The organism is Pseudomonas sp. IT-P171, from assembly GCF_949767765.1.
Taxonomy (GTDB): domain Bacteria; phylum Pseudomonadota; class Gammaproteobacteria; order Pseudomonadales; family Pseudomonadaceae; genus Aquipseudomonas; species Aquipseudomonas fluorescens_B.
Map to the genome: position 1 here is coordinate 17,096 of NZ_CATKQN010000055.1, position 20,246 is coordinate 37,341.

Here is a 20,246-nt window from a genome sequence, read left to right on the forward strand (position 1 = left end):
CTTCCTGAAAAAACCAAACGCGATAGACAGAATCAAACAATAGCCAATAGATCTATAGAATAAAAATTCGCATGCTATGTTTGTTCAGGACTGGGCAACGGAACCAAAACGCCACTACCCAGTTACAACAACCCAAGCTACGCCTTATTCGAAATGGAGTTCAAAAATGAGCCAACAAATAATTCTGTACATTGAAGAAGAACAGCTGATTGCACAAAAGGAAAACAACTACAGTCTTTACCTAGCCAAAAAGGTAAATAATGACTTTACTGTTATCTGGCAATCAAAGGGCGCCGTGGCCACTGTCCGCAAGCCTAGCTATCAATATCGCAATACGTTCGATATCGATACGCCATCCTTCAACGTCAACTTCACGAACGATCCGGTACAACAAGGTGATGTTACCTTCACTTCCGGCGGGAAAAATCTGCCCATCAGTACCGGGCAAACAACAACACTGGATCAAAACGGTGTTTTTTCACCGGCCAAAAACGGCGGCGTTCCATCAGATGTTCTGATCTACAACCAACTGCAAGGTAATCCCCACGAGATACTGCTGGATTCCAATGGCAACAATATCTGGGTGAATCGCCAGAGCGGCATGAACATCGGCACCGCTACGCTGACACCAAAAAGCCAATACCAACTGTGGTTCGGAAACCTTCAGGAAACAGGCTCGCTGATTGCCCAAAACCTATCCAATGCCTATGTGGCAACCTTGAAGGATGGAGGCAGCATCACCCTCACCTATGACGACAGTGGCAACTGGGTGACTGGCGAACCGGCCAAACGCCTCAGCGACAAGGAAGTCGCGGCGCTGCTTGCCAGAGTGGAAAACAAAGTAGCGGCATAGCATGGGAGGCAACTCGAGCACGGTTTGCACAATGGACTGAAAGCAATTCGCCTTACCGTCGCCAGTCTTCAACGCGCAAACCTGTCTCAAAAAACCCTGTACATCCCGGATCTACAGGGTTTTTTATTTGACTGTACCAACGCTGTAGCAATATCGACCGAATGGAAATCAGCCATGAGTGACCAGCAAATCATTGTTTATATCGAAGAGGCACAATTGATCGCCCAAAAAATCAATAATTACAGCCTCTACCTTGCCAAAATGGTGAATAACAGTTTTTCCGCCATCTGGTTATCAAAGGGGCCCAAAGCCACAACAGGCCAGCCAAGCTATCAATACATGAACACCTTCGATATATCAAACCGTTCATTTATGGTTAATTTCACAAACACGCCAATACAAGAAGGTGATATTACCTTTACTTCCGGAGGTAAAAATCTGCCTATAAGCATGAGACAAAAAACAACACTCAATGAATACGGTGTGTTCAGCCCCGCTACAAATGGTGGTAATCCTGAAGATATTTTAATCAACAACCAATTACCCGCCAATCCTCGGGAAATCCTGCTGGATTCCGGAGGCTGCAGTGTCTGGGTTAATTGTTCAGGCGGCATGAGTATAGGTGCAACCACCATGACGCCCAAAAACCAGTTTCAACTATGGTTCGGCGCGGCGCAAGCGACGGGCTCTTTAATCCCGCCCAATGTATCCAACTTCTACGTCGTAACAGTAAATGACGGAGAAACCAAAACGATCACTTACACCGACAGCGGTGTGTGGGCTCCGGGTGAACCGGCAAAGCTACTGACACCCGAACAGATAACGGCACTTCACGCCAGGGTCAACAAAGCTGTTGCGATGGCGGAGTGAACGCTCAGACAACTTACTCATTCACTGCTTTAAACGAAAAACGCCGCGCTCTCCCATCAAGGGAGGCGCGGCGCTCTTTTCGGCAGTGCTTACTCGCCGATGGCGGCCTTGTAGCCCGCGGCATCAAGCAGCTTGTCCAGATCGCCAGCGTTACTTGGCTTGAGCTTGAAGATCCAGGCACCGTACGGGTCGGAGTTGAGCAGTTCCGGATTAGCGCTCAGTTCTTCGTTGACCGCAATCACTTCACCGGCAACCGGGGAATAGATGTCGGATGCGGCTTTAACCGATTCAACCACACCGGATTGATCACCGGCAGCGAAGACGGTTCCGACTTCGGTCAGCTCGACGAATACCACATCGCCCAAGGCTTCCTGAGCGTGATCGCTGATGCCCACGGTGACGGTGCCATCGGCTTCCAGACGGGCCCATTCGTGACTTTCGGCAAAACGCAGGTCGGCAGGGATATCGCTCATGTTCTGTGTCCTCAAGAAAATTGTCAGCGGTCTTTGCCCGCCAGAAAAGGTTAGATCAAGGTTTTGCCATGGCGTACGAAGGTCGGTTTGACCACTCGGACCGGGTACCATTTGCCACGGATTTCCACTTCAGCGCGGTCGGCAGTCGCCATCGGCACGCGCGCCAGTGCAATCGACTTGCTAAGCGTAGGAGAGAAACTACCACTGGTGATCTCCCCTTCGCCAACATTGGCGATGCGGACCACTTGATGAGCGCGCAAAACCCCGCGCTCCTCAAGGACCAGACCGACCAGTTTGTGTTGTACGCCGCCGGCGCGTTCGGCTTCCAGGGCAGCACGGCCGATGAACTGACGAGCGGCCGGCTCCCACGCAATGCTCCAGGCCATGTTCGAGGCCAGCGGCGAAACGTCTTGATGAATGTCCTGACCGTAGAGGTTCATGCCGGCTTCGACACGCAACGTATCCCGCGCCCCGAGCCCGATCGGCGAAATACCCGCGCCCACCAGATCGTTGAAGAAGCCCGGCGCCTGATCGGCCGGCAGAATGATTTCCAGCCCGTCTTCGCCGGTGTAACCGGTGCGCGCGATGAACCAGTCACCGTCAGGCTGACCTTCGAACGGCTTGAGTAGCTGGATCAGGTTGCCGCGAGACTGGGTGACCAGCTCAGAGATTTTGTGTCGGGCATGCGGGCCTTGTATGGCCAGCATCGCCAACTCCGAGCGCTCGATGAGCTGCACATCGAAGCCGACAAGATGAGCCTGCATCCACGCCAGGTCCTGATCGCGGGTAGAGGCGTTGACCACCAGGCGATACCCGTCATCGAGGCGGTAGACGATCATGTCGTCGACGATACCGCCGCGCTCATTGAGCATGGTGCTGTACAAGGCACGGCCGGGGCTGTGCAGGCGCTCGACGTCATTGGCCAGCAAATGCTGAAGCCAGGCCTTGGCCTGAGCGCCGCTGACATCGATCACGGTCATGTGGGATACATCGAAAACCCCGCAGTCGCGGCGCACCTGATGGTGTTCCTCGACCTGCGAGCCGTAATGCAGAGGCATATCCCAACCGCCAAAATCGACCATCTTCGCGCCGAGGGCGAGATGAAGGTCATACAGAGGCGTACGCTGTCCCATGGGTTTCTCCTTCCGGGCGTGGCGAGGGTGCGGGCCAGTGCTGCACGGGGTGAAAGCCTTGAATTAGAAGGCTTTCAGCCGATTTCAGCGACCGGGTCTGTAGGACGGACCGCACCGAATGCCGCGCATTGTAGCCTCAAGGTGTAGGACTGACACCTAGGTGTTTCGATGCGCCGAACGTCGAATCAATCCGATGACCGGTAATAACCCGACCAGAACCAGCGTCAACGCCGGCAACGACGCCCTCGCCCACTCGCCTTCGCTGGTCATTTCAAAGATGCGCACAGCCAGCGTGTCCCAGCCAAACGGGCGCATCAGCAAGGTCGCGGGCATTTCCTTGAGCACATCAACGAACACCAGCAGCGCAGCACTCAATGTGCCGGGCAGCAATAACGGCAGATACACTTTGAAAAACAGTCGTGGCCCACTGACCCCAAGGCTACGTGCCGCTTCGGGCAAAGATGGCCGTATTCGCGCCAAACTGCTTTCCAGCGGCCCATAGGCCACCGCAATGAAACGCACCAGATAGGCCAGCAACAAGGCCGACAGACTGCCCAGCAGCAAAGGTTTTCCGGCTCCGCCCAACCATCCCGACAGCGGAATCACCAGCTCGCGATCCAGATAACTGAAGGCCAGCATGATCGACACCGCCAGCACCGAACCCGGCAACGCATAGCCGAGGTTGGCCAGGCTGACACCGGAGCGAATCGCCCGGGTCGGCGCCAGGCGCCGGGCAAAGGCCAGCACCAGCGCAACGCTGACAGTGATCAACGCCGCCATGCCGCCCAGATACAGCGTATGAACAATGAGCCCGGCGTACCGCTCATCCAGGTCGAAGCGCCCGCGCTGCCAGAACCACACCACCAGTTGCAGCACCGGAATGACGAACGCGCAGGCAAACACCAGCCCACACCAACTCATCGCCGCCAACGCCTTGAAACCGCGCAGGTGATACAACGCCTTGACCCGCGGCCGCTCGTTGCTCGCCCGATTGGCACCCCGGGCACGGCGCTCGCCGTACAGCACGAGCATCACCACCAACAGCAACAGACTGGCCAATTGCGTGGCGGTGGAAAGGCTGAAAAAGCCATACCAGGTTTTGTAGATGGCGGTCGTGAAGGTGTCGAAATTGAACACCGACACGGCACCGAAATCCGCCAGGGTTTCCATCAGCGCCAACGCTACGCCAGCACCAATGGCGGGCCGCGCCATCGGCAGGGCGACTCGCCAGAACGCTTGCCACGGCGATTGCCCCAGGACTCGCGCCGCTTCCATCAAGCCTTTGCCCTGCGCGAGGAACGCGGTGCGTGCCAACAGGTAAACGTAGGGATAAAAGACCAGCACCAGAACGAGGATGACACCGCCCGTGGAACGCACTCGCGGCAATCGCACGCCGGTGCCGAACCATTCGCGCATCAGGGTTTGTACGGGACCGGCGAAATCCAGCAGGCCGACGAAAACGAAAGCCAGCACGTAGGCGGGAATGGCGAACGGCAGCATCAACGCCCAATCCAGCCACTTTCTGCCGGGAAACTCACAAAGGCTGGTGAGCCAGGCGAGACTGACGCCCAACAGCGTGACACCGACACCGACGCCGAACACCAGGGTCAGCGTGTTGCCCAGCAACCGCGGCATCTGGGTGTCCCAGAGGTGCGACCAGATTTGATGATCGATGGCTTGCCAGGACAGCAACAAAACGCTGAGGGGCAGCAGGACCAGCGCAGCGATGGCGAAGACCAGGGGATACCAGCGGCGTTGGGCGGGGTGGGCCAAGGAGGTCTCTCGCAGGGAAATCGTGAAGTGTAGGGAAAACGCAAAAAGATCGCAGCCTTCGGCAGCTCCTACATTGGGATGGTGTACACCCGGTAGGAGCTGCCGAAGACTGCGATCTTTTGCTCTTTAAAGCCGCAGACTCAGTTCCAGCCAGCTCGATCCATCAAGCGAATCGCTTCGGCCTGACGTTTGCCGGCGACTTCCACAGGCAACGTATCGGCGACGAACTTGCCCCAGGCGGCGACTTCCGCGGACGGCGGTACCGCAGGGTTGGCCGGGAATTCCTGGTTCACGTCGGCAAAGATCTTCTGCGCCTCAGGCGTGGTCATCCACTCCACCAGGGCTTTGGCGGCTTCCGGATGCGGCGCGTACTTGGTCAGGCCGATGCCGGACAGGTTCACATGCACGCCACGATCACCCTGATTCGGCCAGAACAGCTTCACCGCCAGATCGGGCTTCTGCTTGTGCAGACGGCCGTAGTAGTAGGTGTTGACGATGCCAACGTCGCATTGGCCGGCGTTGATTGCTTCCAACACCGCGACATCATCGGAGAATACGTCGGTGGACAGGTTGTTGACCCAGCCCTTGAGGATCTTTTCGGTTTTCTCGGCACCATGCACTTCGATCATGGTGGCAGTCAGGGACTGATTGTAGACCTTCTTCGCCGTACGCAGGCACAGGCGACCTTCCCAGTTCTTGTCGGCCAGACCTTCGTAAGTGCTCAACTCGCCCGGCTTCACCCGCTCCGTGGAGTAAGCGATGGTCCGCGCCCGCAGGCTCAGGCCGGTCCAGGCATGAGAAGCCGCGCGGTATTGCAGCGGAATGTTGGCGTCGATGGTTTTCGAGGTGAACGGTTGCAGGATGCCCATCTGCTCCGCTTGCCACAGGTTGCCGGCGTCGACGGTCAGCAGCAGGTCGGCGGTGGCATTCTCGCCCTCGGCCTTGATGCGCTGCATCAGCGGCGCTTCCTTGTCGGTGATGAACTTCACCTGCACACCGGTTTTCGCGGTGTAGGCATCGAACACCGGTTTGATCAGCTCGTCGATACGCGAGGAGTAAACCACCACCTCGTCAGCGGCCTGGGTGGCAGTGCTGCCGATCAGGGTCAGGGCGAGTGCGGTCAGTAGACGCTTCGGTGCCAACATGTGAGCGATCTCTCGATTGGAAAAGTAAGACCAAATGATAAGGACTCACATTTAGGTTCTCAATCGATCAGTTGGCGGAGAAGTTACCAGATGTTGCATGGCATGAGACATGGGATCGTTTTACCGGCCCCTTCGCGGGCAAGCCCGCGATGAGGCCATCAGCCGCAGTGAAAATCTCAAGCCTTGGCAAGTGCCGGCAAATCCCCGATCAACCCCAGCGCCTCACGCACAAACAACGCCTTGGCCTCCGGCATCTGGTCAATCATCTTCAACCCGGCATTACGCAGCCAGCGCACCGGCAACGGATCTGCCTGGAACAATCGCTCGAAGCCTTCCATCGCCGCCATCAACGCCAGATTGTGCGGCATGCGCCGACGCTCGTAGCGGCTCAGCACTTTTACGTCGGCCAACCGTTCGCCACGCTCTGCCGCTTGCAGCAGCACTTCGGCGAGCACGGCGGCATCGAGGAAACCGAGGTTCACGCCCTGCCCGGCCAACGGGTGAATGGTGTGCGCCGCATCGCCGATCAGCGCCAGGCCTTCAGCCACGTAGCGCTTTGCATGGCGCTGGCGCAGCGGCACGCACAGCCGTGGATCGGCGCTTAGAACCGAACCCAAACGACCCTCAAAGGCTTGCTCCAACTCGCGACAGAAACCTTCATCATCCAGCGCCATCAAGCGTTCGGCCTCACTCGGCGTGGTCGACCAGACGATCGAACACCAATCCTGCCGACCGTCCCGCTCCAGAGGCAGAAACGCCAATGGACCATGATCGGTGAACCGTTGCCAGGCCGTCATCTGGTGGGGTTGTGAGCTGCGCACGCTGGTGACGATTGCGTGGTGCAGATAATCCCACTCGCGCGTGGCCACGCCGGTCAGGCGCCGCACCGCCGAGTTGGCACCGTCCGCCGCGATCACCAAAGGCGCACGCAAGGTGCGACCATCGGCCAGGGTCAGCAGCCAGTCGTCACCGGAGCGGCGCATTTGTTCCAGACGCGCATTGGCCAGCATTCCCAGGTCGCAGTCGTGCAAGCGGTCGAGCAAAGCGTCCTGAACCACGCGGTTCTCGACGATATGCCCGAGCACCTCGGCGTGAACGCTGGAGGCCGAGAAGTGGATTTGCCCGGTGCCGCTGCCGTCCCAGACGTGCATGTCGGTGTAAGGACTGCTGCGCCGGCTGGCGATGCCATCCCAGACCCCCAGCCGTTCGAGAATCCGCTGGCTGGCGGCCGACAAGGCGCTCACTCGCGGCTCGAACGGCGCCTGCCCGTCGAAGGGTTTGACGCTCATCGGGCTGCCGTCCAGCAGCAGGACTTCCAGCCCGCTGTCCTGCAACGCCAGCGCCAGGGCGCTGCCGACCATTCCGGCCCCGACAATCAGCAGATCTGCGCGCATTTCCATGCTTTAAGCCTGTCTCGCTTGCGGCTTGAGCCGCACGTAAAGGGTTTTCCGGACACGGGCCACCAGGGTGCCGGCGCCGTCGTGGATATCGACCTGCAATTGCGGCAGGTATTTTTCGCCGTTCGCCGTTTGTTGGCGGATCTCGTCGAGCAAGGTTTCGTCGATCCTGAAACTGGCGAACACCGGACCTTTGCCCGGCGAGATGAAATCGATGTCCGCCGCTTTGTCCCAGACGATGAACCGACGGCCGAGGTTTTCCATCAACATCAACATATAGAACGGATCGACCATCGAATACAGGCTGCCACCGAACTGAGTGCCGACGTTATTGCGGTTGTACCAGCCCAACCCCATGGACACCTTGATGTCCCGGAAGTCATCGCTGATGTGCCGCACGCGGACCCCGGCGCCAAGGTACGGCGGGTAGAACGTCATGAACCAGCGCAACAATCGTGCCTTGCCGAACCGGCTCGTCAACCACTCAAGCATCGGGACGCGTACCCAGGCCCATGGCCTGCCGGGCGAACCAACGCTTGGCCGGTGGCAGCAGATCGAGGCCGAGCAGGCCGATGTTTCGGCCCAGCGAGACCAGCGGTTGAGTACTGCCGAACAACCGCGTGACCTGATCGGAAAATCCCACGGTCAGGTTTTGATCCAGACGCTGACGCTCGCGGTAAGCCTGCAAGGTCGCAAAGTCGCCGGGGGCTTTCTCGCTCGCGAGCAGCGCATCCGCCAACGCCTGCGCATCTCGCAGGGACAGGTTGAAACCCTGGCCGGCAATCGGGTGCAGGCTGTGAGCGGCGTTGCCGAGAATCGCCAGATGCGGACGCACCTGCTCTTCGGCTTCAATCAGTGTCAGCGGGTAAAGATGCCGCGCGCCGACCTGTTTCAAGGTGCCGAGGCGATAACCGAACACGCCCTGCAATTCGCTGAGGAAACTGCGTTCATCCAGGGCGGCCAGCCGTTGCGCGTCCATGCCCAGACGGGTCCAGACCAGGGCACAGCGGTTTTCCGGCAGCGGCAACAACGCCATCGGGCCATCGTCGGTGAAACGTTCGAAGGCCATGCCGTTGTGCGCTTCGCTCGGGGTGATGTTGGCGATCAGCGCACTCTGGTTGTACGGGCGTTGTTTGATACCAATCCCCAGTTGCTCGCGCAGGCCGGAACGGCCGCCATCCGCCAGCACCGCGAGGTCGCATTCCAGGGTGGTTTCATCATTGAGGGTCAGGCGATAGCCATCGGTCAGCGGCTCCATGCGCGTGACTTCCGCCGGGCAGCGCCAGGTGACCACGTCCTTGTCCAGACCTTGCCAGAGGCATTGGCCGAGCCAGGCGTTTTCCACCACATAGCCCAGCGCCGGCACGCCCTCTTCCATCGCCGACAATCGCGCGGTGGAGAAACGACCACGGTCGGAGACGTGGATCTGCTTGATCGGCTCCGCGCGGCGGGAGATTTCCTGCCACGCGCCCAACCGTTGATAAATCTGCTTGGCGCCGTAGGACAACGCCGAGGACCGGGCATCATAGCTCGGTTGGTAGGTGTGGCCGGGGGCAAACGGCTCGATCAGCACGATCTTCCAGCCGCGAGCCTTGGCCCCGGCCTGCAGCGCCAATGCCAGGCTCGCGCCGACCAGGCCGCCACCAATGATTGCAAGATTGATTCGACTCATGCCGCTTTTGTCCGCGCTTCAGCCATCAAGGCCTCGATCTCGGCGACCGTTTTCGGTACGCCGCTGGTCAGGATTTCACAGCCGGTTTTGGTGACCACGACGTCGTCCTCGATGCGCACGCCAATGCCGCGCCATTTCTTCGCTACGTTCTGGTTGTCCGGGGCAATGTAGATCCCCGGCTCCACGGTCAGCGCCATGCCGACTTCCAGCACGCGCCATTCGCCGCCGACCTTGTACTCGCCGACGTCATGCACATCCATGCCCAGCCAGTGGCCGGCGCGATGCATGTAAAACGCTTTATAGGCTTCGCTGGCGATCAACTCGTCGACGTCGCCCTGCAACAAACCCAGTTTCACCAGCCCGGCAGTGATGACTTTAACCGTGGCTTCGTGCGCCTGGTTCCAGTGTTTGTTCGGGGCGATTTCGGCAAATGCCGCTTCCTGGGAAGCCAGCACCAACTCGTAGATCGCCTTCTGTTCCGCGGAATACTTGCCGTTGACCGGCCAGGTGCGCGTAATGTCGCTGGCGTAGCAGTCGATCTCGCAACCGGCGTCGATCAGCACCAGATCGCCGTCCTTGAGCACCGCGTCGTTCTGCTGGTAATGCAGGATGCAGCTGTTGCGCCCGGCCGCGACGATCGAACCATAGGCCGGCATCTTCGCCCCGCCCTTGCGGAACTCGTAATCGAGCTCGGCTTCCAGACTGAACTCATGCAACCCGGCCCGGCAGGCCTGCATCGCACGGATATGCGCCTGAGCGGAAATCCGCGCGGCTTCGCGCATAACCTTCACTTCTGCCGCCGATTTATACAGACGCATGTCGTGCAGCAGATGATCCAGGGCAACGAATTCGTTCGGCGGCTGGGCGCCGAGGTGCGCCTTGGAGCGGATCACGTTGATCCAGTCCATCAGGTGCCGATCGAATTCCGGATTGCTGCCCATGGCCGAATACACCCGGTCGCGGCCTTCGATCAGGCCCGGCAGGATGTCGTCGATGTCGGTAATGGGGAAAGCATCATCAGCACCGAAGTCACGGATCGCGCCTTCCTGACCGGCGCGCAGGCCGTCCCAGAGTTCTCGCTCGACGTTGCGTTCACGGCAGAACAGCAGGTATTCGCCATGCTCACGACCCGGCATCAGCACGATAACGGCTTGCGGCTCGGGGAAACCGCTGAGGTACTGGAAGTCACTGTCCTGGCGGTAAACGTGCTCGACATCGCGATTGCGGATGGCAACCGCGGCGGCGGGCAAAATGGCGATGCTGTTGGGTTCCATCTGCGCCATCAAGGCCTTGCGGCGACGGCTGTATTCCGATTTCGGGATATGAATCATGGGCAGATGGCTTTTCCTGGCTCGCGATTAATGCAACGACGGTTTGGCGGCAGCCGGCGCGTCCGGCTTTTTGGTTTCGGAGAACAGCAGCAGCGGTGCGACGCGCAGGTACTCCATGACTTCCATGTAGTCGCTTTCGCCGTCGTCGGACTCTTCCAGCGCGTCTTGCACCTGGGCGATGGCCGCCAGATCCTGCAACACTTCGGTGGCCTCGGTGCTCAGCATGCTGCTGTCACGGCAGTTCAGGCCGAAACCGCTGAGGAAGCCCTGGCACCATTGGCCCAGTGCCGCGGCACGATCAGCCAGCGGCTCGTCATCGGTCGGCAGCAGCAGAACGACGGTCACGTCGTCGCCGGTGAGCTCGCCCTTGACCATCTCTTGCAGGCCGATCAAGGCATTGCGAACGTTGTCTTGCGGCTCGCCTTCTAGCAGCTCGGCGGCATCGACCAGCCAGCCTTCGGCATCGAAACCGGCACCGGCGCAGCTGCGGCCGAGCAGCAGGCCATGCAGTTCGGCAGGCGAGACGTTATGACCGCTGGAAGTCAGCAGGGTGGCGAAGGCTTTGTACGGGGAATTCTGAATGGGCATGGGCAGCTAGGCGCCAGACGGCGCTATGTCTAGAATGAAGGCCTTGTATCCTACATCGACAGACTCGCCAAGACTATTAAAGGCTGTCCGCCAGCTACCACCCATCAGATGAATCTCAGTGGACAAAATGGAAGACACCGACCTGCAAGCGCTGATGGCCAGACTCGAACTGCTAATTAGCCGAGTCGAGCAACTTAAGAGTCAAAACGGACTCCTACTAGCTCAGGAAAAGACCTGGCGCGAGGAACGCGCGCACCTCATTGAAAAAAACGAAATCGCGCGGCGTAAGGTCGAATCGATGATTTCGCGCCTCAAGGCCCTGGAGCAAGACTCATGAGTTCAAGCAATAGCGTTACCGTGCAGATCCTCGACAAAGAATACTCGATCATCTGCCCCCAGGAAGAGCGCAGCAATCTGGTGAGCGCTGCCCGTTACCTGGACGGCAAGATGCGTGAAATCCGTAGCAGCGGCAAAGTCATCGGCGCCGATCGCATCGCCGTGATGGCGGCGCTGAACATCACGCACGACCTTCTGCATAAGCAAGAAAGTCCGGATGTACAGGTCAGCGGCTCGACCCGTGAGCAGGTTCGCGACCTGCTGGATCGCGTCGATCTGGTGCTTGCCACCGATCCGGACGTCACCAAGGGCTGATTCGCCGGACCGCTTGGGTTATACTCGCAGCACTCCCTGGGGTGCTTGCCAGTTGACCACGTCCCTGAGCCGATTCGCACTACCCTGGAGGCTGCACGTTGGGCTGGTGTGCATGTCCGCTAGACGGAAAGCCTTAAAGCCTACTGCATCTTCCACCTTGAACTTTCGGGTTCAAGGGCTAAGTCAGCAGCGGTTCATCCGGGGAGCCTGATTCCAGTCCGATGCCGGTTCAATACCGGCATCGGCTTTTTTACGGGTACGCTTTGTGTACCCGCACTGCCGAAGCCAGAATCCATGACCGAACCTGCGCTGCTGCCCCGCCCGCAACTTCGACGCATGCTGCGCAAGGCCCGCCGCGCACTGACACCCAGTCAACAGCGCCAGGCCGCTCGCGGGCTGTACAAGCAATTGTCCCAGCAGCCGTTGTTTCGGCGCGCAAAACATATCTCCCTGTACCTGCCCACCGACGGTGAAATCGACCCGCGTCTGTTGCTGCGTGCCGCGCAACGTCGAGGCAAGGCGACTTATTTGCCGGTGCTCAGTGCCTGGCCGCGAACCAAAATGGTGTTCCAGCGAATTCGCCCCGGCGAAAAACTCAAGCCCAACCGTTTTCGCATTCTCGAACCCCGGCACAACCTCGCCCGGCAACGCAAAGTCTGGGCCCTCGACCTGGTGCTGTTGCCGTTGGTGGGATTCGACGATGTCGGCGGGCGACTCGGCATGGGTGGCGGTTTTTACGATCGAAGCCTGGCGTACCTGGCGCGACGGAAAAACTGGCGCAAGCCGACGCTGTTAGGGCTGGCCCATGAATGTCAGAAGGTCGAACGATTGGCTCAAGCGAGCTGGGATGTGCCGCTGCAAGGAACGGTGACGGACAAGGCCTGGTATTACGCAGGCTAGACGCCACTGGAATCAGCGGCGTCGAAAAGCAGGTTCAGCGCTTGAAGGCCGACGGCTGTTGTTGCTGCGCGATTTCAACCGGCGCATCGGTCTTGTTGTTCCACAGGCTTTGGGCATAGCCCGTGGTCACGACGCCAAGGCCGAACAAAATAACCAATATCCATAGTAAATCCGGTTTGCGTTTCATCGATTGCCCCCCAAAGGCACATCAACACGATGACAGCAGCGGTTTCCGTTGTAGGTGTAGGCCGTGCAGCAGCGTCAAGCTTAGAAGGCCGGCATTTTGCGACAACGTGAACCGACACGCAAACGCTGGCGTCAACCGACTGTCGGTTTGTCATAAAATTGCCCGACAACTTGCCCACCCGATTCGCAAGGAGCAAAAACCATGGCCTATTGGCTGATGAAATCCGAGCCCGACGAACTCTCGATCAAAGGTCTGGAGAGGCTTGGCAAAGCGCGCTGGGACGGGGTTCGCAACTACCAGGCGCGGAATTTTCTGAGGACCATGGCGGTCGGCGACGAGTTCTTCTTCTACCATTCCAGCTGCCCTGAGCCCGGGATTGCCGGGATCGGCAAGATTGTCGAAGCGGCCTATCCGGACCCGACCGCACTGGAGCCCGAGAGTCATTACTACGACCCGAAGGCCACCGCCGAGAAAAACGCCTGGAGTGCGATCGATGTGGCCCACGTCGAAACGTTCACGAACGTCCTGAAACTCGACTACCTGAAACAGCAAACCGCGCTGGCCGAGATGCCCCTGGTGCAGAAAGGTTCGCGGCTGTCAGTGATGCCAGTAACCGCCGAGCAATGGGCGGCGGTCCTCGATTTACGTTAAATAAGGCAGAACCACCCGGTCATTCTCTTTTCCCCGCCCAATAGGGTTAGGCTTGACCCTCAGTTGACTGGCATCAAATCGCCTTGGCGTTTGATCAGCCAGACTAGGACGTAACATACGCAGGATGCTCGCATGTCTACGCACAGCCGCTCTTCGATTTTTTTTGCCGGTTCTTTAATGGTTCTGCTCCTGGCCGCCGGCGGTTTTGGCTACTGGAAGTCGATGCATGACCGTCTGCCCGAAGGCCTGTATGTCGGCAACGGCCGCCTCGAAGCCACCGAAGTGCAGATCGCCAGCAAAACACCGGGGCGACTGGCCGAGGTGCTCGTCGACGAAGGCGACAAAGTCACCAAGGGCCAACTGCTGGCCCGGATGGACACTCGCACCCTTGAAGCCCAACGCCGCCAGGCGGAAGCAGAAGTGTTGCGCACCCGGGAAAACCTCGCCGCCGCACAAGCCAACGTGCAATTGCGCCTGAGCGAACAACTGCTCGCTCAACAGGAACTCAATCGCTCCCAGACGCTGTTCAAGCATGGTTTCGTCAGCGGTCAGATCATCGATCAACAGCAGGCGCGTATCGGCACTGGCAATGCCGCCGTCGCCGCCGCTCGCGCGCAAGAGTCCGCGGTGGGTGCGGCGATTGGCGCCGCTCAGGCACAAGTCGCACAGTTGACCAGCGAAATCGATGACAGCAGTTTGCGAGCCCCCATCGACGGGGTGATCCAGCTGCGCATGGCCGAGCCCGGCGAAGTATTGGGCGCCGGCGGGCGCGTATTGCTGCTGATCGACCCAAACGATCAATACATGAACCTCTACCTCCCGGCCTCCGTAACCGGGCGCTTGGCCGTTGGCGACGAAGCGCGGATTTTGCTCGATGCCCTGCCTGATCACCCATTGCCGGCAAAAATCAGCTTTGTGGCAGCCAAGTCGCAATTCACCCCTAAAGAAGTCGAGACTCGCGACGAGCGGCAAAAACTGGTATTCCGCGTCAAGTTACGCCTGACTGATCCCAGCGCCCTGCCCCAGGCCAAACCCGGCATGCCCGGTGCCGGCTATGTGCGCACCGCCTCTGTTGGCTGGCCGGCCAATCTGCAATGACCGAACTGGCGGTTCATGCGACCGGCATCAATCATCGCTACGGCAAACAACAGGCGCTGAGTGATATCGCGTTCAGCCTGCCCGCCGGGACCCGTTGCGGCCTGATCGGCCCCGATGGTGCCGGCAAATCGAGCCTGCTGGGGCTGATCGCCGGGGTGAAAACGCTGCAGCAAGGACAATTGGAGGTGCTCGGCGGCTCGATCCAGGATCGTCGCCATCGCAACACCCTCTATGCGCGCATCGCCTTCATGCCCCAAGGCTTGGGCGGCAACCTTTATCCAGAGCTGTCGATCAGCGAGAACATCCACTTTTTCGCTACCCTGTTTGGCCTGTCAAAAGCCGAATGCGATCAGCGCATGCGCAATCTGTTACTGGCTACCGACCTTCTGCGTTTTGCCGATCGCCCCGCCGGCAAACTGTCCGGCGGCATGAAGCAGAAGCTGGGCCTGTGTTGTGCGTTGATCCATGAGCCGGACCTGCTGATCCTCGACGAACCGACCACCGGCGTCGACCCCTTGTCCCGTCGACGTTTCTGGGAGTTGGTGGACGATGTGCGGCGTCAGCGGCCGCAACTGACACTGCTGGTCGCCACCGCGTACATGGAAGAGGCCGAGCAGTTTGAACATTGCCTGATGCTCGACGGCGGCAAGCTGATTGCCACGGGCTTGAGCAAGGAATTGGCGGCAGTCACCTCGAGCGGCAAACTCGACGAAGCCTTCACCCACTATCAGGGCGACAGTACCCACGACAATCAGCCCCTGGTAATTCCGCCTCGAACCGGCACCACCTCCGACATCGCCATCGAAGCCCACGATCTGACCCTGCGTTTCGGCGACTTCACGGCTGTAGACAACGTCAGCTTTGCCATCGGTCGCGGCGAAATTTTCGGCTTCCTCGGCTCCAATGGCTGCGGCAAGACCACCACCATGAAAGTCCTCACCGGGCTGATGCCCGCCAGTGAAGGCAGTGCCACGCTGCTGGGCAACCCGGTGAATGCCAAGGACCTGGCCACCCGCAAACGGGTCGGGTTCATGTCACAGAGTTTTTCGCTGTATGGCGAACTCAGCGTGCGGCAGAACCTGGATTTGCACGCACGGCTGTTCGATCTGCCAAAAACCGACAGCGCGCAACGCATTGACGAGCTGATCCAGCGCTTCAATCTGGGCAGTGTTTGCGATCAACAGTCCGGGGCGTTGCCTTTGGGCTTGCGCCAACGGCTGTCACTGGCGGTGGCGGTGCTGCATCGTCCGGAAGTATTGATCCTCGACGAACCGACTTCCGGCGTCGATCCGGCGGCACGGGACGACTTTTGGCGACTGCTGATCGAGCTGTCGCGCGAGCAAGGCGTGACGATTTTCCTCTCCACTCATTTCATGAACGAAGCCCAGCGTTGCGATCGCATCTCGCTGATGCACGCTGGCAAAGTGCTTGCCTGCGATACGCCAACAGCGCTTCAACAGCAGTACAAGGGCGAGACGCTGGAAGCTGGATTCGTCACGTGCCTGGAACAGGCCCAGGACACCCCCGAGCCTTCAAAACCTTCAGAGCCTGCGAATGCGCTCGCCATGCCGGCGCTGCCAACCAAGGATCGCGGTTTCAGCCCAGGACGCCTGTGGGCGGTGGCGAGTCGTGAAGGCAAGGAACTGCTGCGCGACAAAGTGCGGATGGCCTTCGCCCTGCTGGGGGCCATTTTCATGATGGTGATTTTCGGCTACGGCATTTCTCTGGACGTAGAGCAACTCGCCTTCGCCGTCTATGACCAGGATCAGACGCCACAAAGCCGCGCCTACCTGGAAGCCTTTCGCGGCTCTCGGTACTTCGACGAGCAGCCCCCCATCCGCGATGCCAAAGAGCTGCATCGCCGCCTGCAGCGCTCGGAAATCAAACTGGCGCTAGAGATTCCACCCGGTTTTGGCCGGGATCTGTACGCCGGGCGCCAACCGGCTGTGGCAGCCTGGCTCGATGGCGGCATGCCGTTTCGCGCCGAGACCAGCCGTAACTACGTCGAGGCGGTGCACCAGGCCAATATCGAACAACTGGCCGAACAGAGCAGCCCCGCGCGGAACCGGCCAGCCGCCGCCCGACTGGAAACCCGCTTCCGCTACAACCAGGACGTGGTCAGCGTCAACGCCATCGGCCCCGGGGTCATGGCGCTGATCCTGGCGTTCATCCCCGCCATGCTGACGGCGCTGGGCATCGTGCGCGAGAAGGAACTGGGGTCAATCACCAACTTCTATGCCACGCCGCTGACCCGGCTCGAATTTCTGCTGGGCAAACAGGCACCGTATCTGGCTGTCAGCCTGATCAACCTCGCGGTACTGGTCGCGATGAACCGATGGCTGTTCGGGGTGCCGTTCAAGGGCAGCTTCCTGACGCTGACCTTCGGCGGGCTTCTTTATGTGCTGGCGACAACCAGCATGGGCCTGTTGATCTCGGCATTCACCCGAACCCAGATCGCCGCCATTCTCGGCACCATGATCATCACCAGCCTGCCGACCATCCAGTTTTCCGGACTGATCGTGCCGCGCTCATCCCTCGAAGGCGCGGCGGCAGTAATGGGGATGCTGTTTCCAGCCGGTTACTTCCTCGACATCGCCGTCGGCACGTTTACCAAAGCGCTGGACCTGCGACAGTTATGGCCGCAATGCCTCGCATTGTTCGGGTTCTTCCTCGCATTCACCGGGCTCAGCCTGGTCATGCTGAAAAAGCAGGAGGTCTGATGCATAAGCTCGCGCACATCCTGCGCCTGGGTCTCAAGGAACTCACCAGCCTGCGGCATGACAGCGTCCTGCTCCTGTTCCTCTTTTACGCCTTTACGGTTGCGATCTACATGCCGGCGGCGGGCTCGGTGATCGGCGTGCATAACGCCAGCGTGGCCATCGTCGACGAAGATCACAGCCTGCTGTCGCGACAACTGACCCAAGCGCTGCAACCTCCGGAATTCCAACGCCCGGTCCCGCTGCCATATGAGCAACTGGACCAGGTCATGGACAGTGGCCAGTACACCTTTGTCATCAATGTACCGGCGAGTTTTCAGACGGATCTGCTGGCCGGTCGTCAACCCGCCGTGCAAGTCAACGTCGACGCCACCGCCATGAGTCAAGCGTTCATGGGCGCGGGCTACATAGGACGAATTTTCCAGCGCGAATTGTTGAATTACAGCGGCCAGAGCGATGTGGCGAGTAAAGCACCGGCGCTGCTGACCACTCGCGCGATGTTCAACACCAATCTGGAAGGCGGCTGGTTTCTGGCGGTGATCCAGATCGTCAACAACATCACCATCCTTGCCATCATCTTGACCGGCACCGCACTGCTGCGTGAACGCGAACACGGCACCCTCGACCATTTACTGGTGCTGCCGCTGACGGCACTTGAAATCATGCTGGCGAAAATCTGGAGCAACATGCTGGTGGTGGTGCTGTGCACCTGGCTGTCGCTGGAGGTCATTGTCAAAGGCGCGCTGGGCGTGCCGCTGGCCGGCTCCCTGAGCCTGTTTCTGCTGGTGACCGCGGTTTACCTGTTCGCCAGCACGGCACTGGGGATTTTTCTCGCGACCCTGGCTCGTTCAACGCCCCAATTCGGTCTGCTGGCGATTCCAGTGATCATCCCGATGTTGCTGCTGTCCGGTGGCAGCACGCCGCTGGACAGCATGCCGCAATGGCTGCAGTGGGTGATGCAGGGCTCGCCGTCGACGCATTTTGTCAGCCTGAGCGCCGCGATATTGTTTCGCGACGCCGGCATCACTGTCGTCTGGCCCGATTTGCTGGCGCTCACGGCCATCGGCCTGCTGTTTTTCGCGATTGCGCTGATGCGGTTTCGCAAGAGCCTGGCGTCCTGAGAGACCGTGTCGCCCCTATCGCGAGATGGCTCGCGAAGAGGCTTACCCGGATGGCAAGGACTTACTGAATGATGAGGTTGTTGAACAACAAATCCTCAACCACCGGCTTGCCGGTTTCATCGTTCATGATCTGCTGGGTCTGCTTCAACGCTTCCTGACGCAGCTTTTCCTTGGCCTCGACGTTGTTCATCGCCTCGGTCGTCTGCTGGGCAAACAGCGCCACCAGTTGATTACGAATCAGCGGCTCGTTGGCTTTCACCAGCTGGGTCGCTTCATCGCCCGTCACCCGCAGTGCCACATCAGCCTTGTAGACCTTGAGCTTCGGGGTGCCGTCCAGCCCATAGTTACCCACGAACGGAGGGCTCAGGGTGATGTAGTTAACCTTTGGGGCTGCACCTTCTTTGGCTTCTTCAGCCACTGCTGCCACAGGCAGAGACAGGGCCAGCAACAACATGATCCACGCTTTCACAATTCGCTCCTTATCCGGTTTGCGGCCTAGCATAACGACCCGCCACGCAAGCACAAGCTTATGGCTGACTATCAGGGCGGGGCATGCTCGTTGACCCGTCGACTCACACACCTACACTTATCGGCCATCACTCCCAAAGGAATAGCCCTGATGAAAGCCGTGCTGTGCAAAGCCTTCGGCCCTGCCGAATCGCTGGTGCTGGAAGAGGTCGCCAGCCCTGTCGCGAAGAAGAATGAAATCCTGCTGGAGGTGCACGCCGCCGGGGTGAATTTCCCGGACACGCTGATCATCGAGGGCAAATACCAGTTCAAGCCGCCCTTCCCGTTTTCCCCGGGTGGCGAAGCGGCCGGCGTGGTCAGCGCAGTGGGCGAGAAAGTCAGCCACCTGAAAGTCGGTGACCGGGTCATGGCGCTGACCGGTTGGGGCAGTTTCGCCGAGCAGGTCGCCGTTCCAGGCTACAACGTGCTGCCGATCCCGCCCTCCATGGACTTCAACACCGCCGCGGCTTTCAGCATGACGTACGGCACCTCGATGCACGCGCTCAAGCAACGCGGCAACCTGCAACCGGGTGAAACCCTGCTGGTGCTCGGTGCGTCCGGCGGTGTTGGCCTGGCCGCCGTGGAAATCGGCAAAGCCATGGGCGCCCGCGTGATCGCCGCCGCCAGCAGCGCCGAAAAGCTAGCGGTGGCCAAGGCTGCGGGCGCCGATGAACTGATCAACTACAGCGAAACCAGCCTCAAGGACGAAATCAAACGCCTGACCGACGGCCAGGGCGCCGACGTGATCTACGACCCGGTCGGTGGCGACCTGTTCGACCAGGCCATCCGCGCCATCGCCTGGAACGGCCGGTTATTGGTGGTCGGCTTCGCCAGCGGGCGCATTCCGGAATTTCCTGTGAACCTCGCACTGCTCAAGGGCGCTGCGGTGGTTGGCGTATTCTGGGGTTCGTTTGCTCAACGTCAGCCGCAGGACAACGCGGCGAACTTCCAGCAATTGTTTGGCTGGTTCGCCAAAGGCAAGCTGAAGCCGCTGGTGTCGCAGGTGTATCCGCTGAGCAATGCGGCGCAAGCGATCAATGATCTTGGCCAGCGCAAGGCGGTCGGGAAAGTGGTGGTGCAGGTTCGCTGAATCGTAGCAGGATGCAAAAAGGCCAGAACAACTGATGAGGTTGCTCTGGCCTTTTCGATACATGACTGGATAACAGACAGCGCTCCAGG

The 20,246-nt window shown here is 59.6% G+C and carries 21 protein-coding genes and 1 other RNA gene; 11 read left to right on the forward strand and 11 right to left on the reverse strand.

Translation table 11 applies throughout. The annotated features are described in order from the left end of the window. Nucleotides 1-166 precede the first annotated feature (166 nt). Entirely contained in the window at nt 167-853 is a 687-nt protein-coding gene (locus ACM6I5_RS22330) for a hypothetical protein (protein ID WP_414884740.1), read from the forward strand. Nucleotides 854-1,027: 174 nt separating this feature from the next. Continuing rightward, nucleotides 1,028-1,723 (forward strand): hypothetical protein, encoded by a 696-nt coding sequence (locus ACM6I5_RS22335; RefSeq protein WP_414884741.1) that lies wholly within the window; start codon nt 1,028-1,030, stop codon nt 1,721-1,723. Nucleotides 1,724-1,812: 89 nt separating this feature from the next. Here ACM6I5_RS22335 and gcvH read toward each other — a convergent pair whose 3' ends face one another. The 9 genes from gcvH to ACM6I5_RS22380 all read right to left on the reverse strand — a co-directional run bounded on the left by gcvH (nt 1,813) and on the right by ACM6I5_RS22380 (nt 11,235). Then, complete coding sequence (gene gcvH, locus ACM6I5_RS22340; protein ID WP_414884742.1) at nt 1,813-2,196, reverse strand: glycine cleavage system protein GcvH; 384 nt, start codon at nt 2,194-2,196, stop codon at nt 1,813-1,815. A gap of 50 nt (nt 2,197-2,246) precedes the next feature. Next, entirely contained in the window at nt 2,247-3,329 is a 1,083-nt protein-coding gene (gene gcvT, locus ACM6I5_RS22345) for a glycine cleavage system aminomethyltransferase GcvT (protein ID WP_017341379.1), read from the reverse strand. A 156-nt stretch (nt 3,330-3,485) separates the two neighbouring features. After that, nucleotides 3,486-5,102, reverse strand: coding sequence for an ABC transporter permease (locus tag ACM6I5_RS22350; protein WP_414884743.1), 1,617 nt, complete (start codon nt 5,100-5,102; stop codon nt 3,486-3,488). Nucleotides 5,103-5,242: 140 nt separating this feature from the next. Continuing rightward, complete coding sequence (locus tag ACM6I5_RS22355; RefSeq protein WP_017341381.1) at nt 5,243-6,247, reverse strand: extracellular solute-binding protein; 1,005 nt, start codon at nt 6,245-6,247, stop codon at nt 5,243-5,245. Between the two features lie 176 nt (nt 6,248-6,423). Further along, nucleotides 6,424-7,641, reverse strand: coding sequence for a 2-octaprenyl-3-methyl-6-methoxy-1,4-benzoquinol hydroxylase (locus ACM6I5_RS22360; RefSeq protein ID WP_193393011.1), 1,218 nt, complete (start codon nt 7,639-7,641; stop codon nt 6,424-6,426). 9 nt (nt 7,642-7,650) lie between these two features. Next, entirely contained in the window at nt 7,651-8,136 is a 486-nt protein-coding gene (locus ACM6I5_RS22365) for a DUF4442 domain-containing protein (RefSeq protein WP_017341383.1), read from the reverse strand. After that, a complete protein-coding gene (gene ubiH, locus ACM6I5_RS22370; RefSeq protein ID WP_414877921.1) occupies nt 8,129-9,316 on the reverse strand; it encodes a 2-octaprenyl-6-methoxyphenyl hydroxylase in 1,188 nt (395 codons plus the stop codon). The genes ACM6I5_RS22365 and ubiH overlap by 8 nt, the downstream gene beginning before the upstream one ends. Further along, nucleotides 9,313-10,647 (reverse strand): Xaa-Pro aminopeptidase, encoded by a 1,335-nt coding sequence (pepP, locus tag ACM6I5_RS22375; protein ID WP_017341385.1) that lies wholly within the window; start codon nt 10,645-10,647, stop codon nt 9,313-9,315. The genes ubiH and pepP overlap by 4 nt, the downstream gene beginning before the upstream one ends. 27 nt (nt 10,648-10,674) lie before the next feature. After that, nucleotides 10,675-11,235: a YecA family protein gene (locus ACM6I5_RS22380; RefSeq protein ID WP_017341386.1), complete on the reverse strand. Its 561-nt coding sequence runs from the start codon at nt 11,233-11,235 to the stop codon at nt 10,675-10,677. Between the two features lie 127 nt (nt 11,236-11,362). Here ACM6I5_RS22380 and ACM6I5_RS22385 point away from each other — a divergent pair, with 127 nt between their 5' ends. The 4 genes from ACM6I5_RS22385 to ACM6I5_RS22400 all read left to right on the forward strand — a co-directional run bounded on the left by ACM6I5_RS22385 (nt 11,363) and on the right by ACM6I5_RS22400 (nt 12,786). Beyond that, nucleotides 11,363-11,572 carry a TIGR02449 family protein gene (locus tag ACM6I5_RS22385; protein WP_007942437.1) on the forward strand — a complete coding sequence of 70 codons (210 nt, stop codon included), beginning with the start codon at nt 11,363-11,365 and terminating at the stop codon, nt 11,570-11,572. After that, a complete protein-coding gene (locus tag ACM6I5_RS22390) occupies nt 11,569-11,886 on the forward strand; it encodes a cell division protein ZapA (RefSeq protein ID WP_017341388.1) in 318 nt (105 codons plus the stop codon). Before ACM6I5_RS22385 ends, ACM6I5_RS22390 begins: the two co-directional genes overlap by 4 nt. Nucleotides 11,887-11,916: 30 nt before the next feature. Then, nucleotides 11,917-12,095: non-coding RNA, 6S RNA (ssrS, locus tag ACM6I5_RS22395), on the forward strand. Between the two features lie 85 nt (nt 12,096-12,180). Further along, a complete protein-coding gene (locus tag ACM6I5_RS22400; RefSeq protein ID WP_017341389.1) occupies nt 12,181-12,786 on the forward strand; it encodes a 5-formyltetrahydrofolate cyclo-ligase in 606 nt (201 codons plus the stop codon). Nucleotides 12,787-12,820: 34 nt separating this feature from the next. Here ACM6I5_RS22400 and ACM6I5_RS22405 read toward each other — a convergent pair whose 3' ends face one another. Further along, nucleotides 12,821-12,973, reverse strand: a complete 153-nt coding sequence (locus tag ACM6I5_RS22405; RefSeq protein WP_017341390.1) for a hypothetical protein — start codon at nt 12,971-12,973, stop codon at nt 12,821-12,823. Nucleotides 12,974-13,174: 201 nt separating this feature from the next. Here ACM6I5_RS22405 and ACM6I5_RS22410 point away from each other — a divergent pair, with 201 nt between their 5' ends. The 4 genes from ACM6I5_RS22410 (at nt 13,175) to ACM6I5_RS22425 (ending at nt 18,560) form a co-directional block, all read left to right on the forward strand. Then, nucleotides 13,175-13,624: an EVE domain-containing protein gene (locus ACM6I5_RS22410; RefSeq protein ID WP_414884744.1), complete on the forward strand. Its 450-nt coding sequence runs from the start codon at nt 13,175-13,177 to the stop codon at nt 13,622-13,624. A gap of 132 nt (nt 13,625-13,756) precedes the next feature. Further along, the gene (locus tag ACM6I5_RS22415) at nt 13,757-14,722 is read left to right on the forward strand and encodes an HlyD family secretion protein (protein WP_414884745.1); all 966 of its coding nucleotides are present in this window, start codon (nt 13,757-13,759) and stop codon (nt 14,720-14,722) included. Then, on the forward strand, nt 14,719-17,442 hold the full coding sequence (gene rbbA / locus ACM6I5_RS22420) for a ribosome-associated ATPase/putative transporter RbbA (RefSeq protein WP_414884746.1): 2,724 nt from the start codon (nt 14,719-14,721) through the stop codon (nt 17,440-17,442). The genes ACM6I5_RS22415 and rbbA overlap by 4 nt, the downstream gene beginning before the upstream one ends. Beyond that, nucleotides 17,442-18,560 carry an ABC transporter permease gene (locus tag ACM6I5_RS22425; protein ID WP_017341394.1) on the forward strand — a complete coding sequence of 373 codons (1,119 nt, stop codon included), beginning with the start codon at nt 17,442-17,444 and terminating at the stop codon, nt 18,558-18,560. The genes rbbA and ACM6I5_RS22425 overlap by 1 nt, the downstream gene beginning before the upstream one ends. A 61-nt stretch (nt 18,561-18,621) precedes the next feature. Here ACM6I5_RS22425 and ACM6I5_RS22430 read toward each other — a convergent pair whose 3' ends face one another. Then, nucleotides 18,622-19,029: a flagellar basal body-associated protein FliL gene (locus ACM6I5_RS22430; RefSeq protein WP_031319172.1), complete on the reverse strand. Its 408-nt coding sequence runs from the start codon at nt 19,027-19,029 to the stop codon at nt 18,622-18,624. 150 nt (nt 19,030-19,179) lie between these two features. Here ACM6I5_RS22430 and ACM6I5_RS22435 point away from each other — a divergent pair, with 150 nt between their 5' ends. Then, nucleotides 19,180-20,157: an NADPH:quinone oxidoreductase family protein gene (locus tag ACM6I5_RS22435; RefSeq protein ID WP_414884747.1), complete on the forward strand. Its 978-nt coding sequence runs from the start codon at nt 19,180-19,182 to the stop codon at nt 20,155-20,157. Nucleotides 20,158-20,246 lie beyond the last annotated feature (89 nt).

Bases quoted from the DNA above. Each gene is read 5' to 3' on its own strand.
- rbbA (WP_414884746.1), top strand. From the start codon at position 14,719: ATGACCGAACTGGCGGTTCATGCGACCGGCATCAATCATCGCTACGGC.
- ACM6I5_RS22425 (WP_017341394.1), top strand. From the start codon at position 17,442: ATGCATAAGCTCGCGCACATCCTGCGCCTGGGTCTCAAGGAACTCACC.
- ACM6I5_RS22335 (WP_414884741.1), top strand. From the start codon at position 1,028: ATGAGTGACCAGCAAATCATTGTTTATATCGAAGAGGCACAATTGATC.
- ACM6I5_RS22380 (WP_017341386.1), bottom strand. From the start codon at position 11,235: ATGCCCATTCAGAATTCCCCGTACAAAGCCTTCGCCACCCTGCTGACT.
- ACM6I5_RS22385 (WP_007942437.1), top strand. From the start codon at position 11,363: ATGGAAGACACCGACCTGCAAGCGCTGATGGCCAGACTCGAACTGCTA.
- ACM6I5_RS22415 (WP_414884745.1), top strand. From the start codon at position 13,757: ATGTCTACGCACAGCCGCTCTTCGATTTTTTTTGCCGGTTCTTTAATG.
- ACM6I5_RS22435 (WP_414884747.1), top strand. From the start codon at position 19,180: ATGAAAGCCGTGCTGTGCAAAGCCTTCGGCCCTGCCGAATCGCTGGTG.
- ACM6I5_RS22390 (WP_017341388.1), top strand. From the start codon at position 11,569: ATGAGTTCAAGCAATAGCGTTACCGTGCAGATCCTCGACAAAGAATAC.
- gcvT (WP_017341379.1), bottom strand. From the start codon at position 3,329: ATGGGACAGCGTACGCCTCTGTATGACCTTCATCTCGCCCTCGGCGCG.
- ACM6I5_RS22330 (WP_414884740.1), top strand. From the start codon at position 167: ATGAGCCAACAAATAATTCTGTACATTGAAGAAGAACAGCTGATTGCA.
- ubiH (WP_414877921.1), bottom strand. From the start codon at position 9,316: ATGAGTCGAATCAATCTTGCAATCATTGGTGGCGGCCTGGTCGGCGCG.
- ACM6I5_RS22360 (WP_193393011.1), bottom strand. From the start codon at position 7,641: ATGCGCGCAGATCTGCTGATTGTCGGGGCCGGAATGGTCGGCAGCGCC.
- gcvH (WP_414884742.1), bottom strand. From the start codon at position 2,196: ATGAGCGATATCCCTGCCGACCTGCGTTTTGCCGAAAGTCACGAATGG.
- ACM6I5_RS22365 (WP_017341383.1), bottom strand. From the start codon at position 8,136: ATGCTTGAGTGGTTGACGAGCCGGTTCGGCAAGGCACGATTGTTGCGC.
- ACM6I5_RS22400 (WP_017341389.1), top strand. From the start codon at position 12,181: ATGACCGAACCTGCGCTGCTGCCCCGCCCGCAACTTCGACGCATGCTG.
- ACM6I5_RS22410 (WP_414884744.1), top strand. From the start codon at position 13,175: ATGGCCTATTGGCTGATGAAATCCGAGCCCGACGAACTCTCGATCAAA.
- pepP (WP_017341385.1), bottom strand. From the start codon at position 10,647: ATGATTCATATCCCGAAATCGGAATACAGCCGTCGCCGCAAGGCCTTG.
- ACM6I5_RS22355 (WP_017341381.1), bottom strand. From the start codon at position 6,247: ATGTTGGCACCGAAGCGTCTACTGACCGCACTCGCCCTGACCCTGATC.
- ACM6I5_RS22405 (WP_017341390.1), bottom strand. From the start codon at position 12,973: ATGAAACGCAAACCGGATTTACTATGGATATTGGTTATTTTGTTCGGC.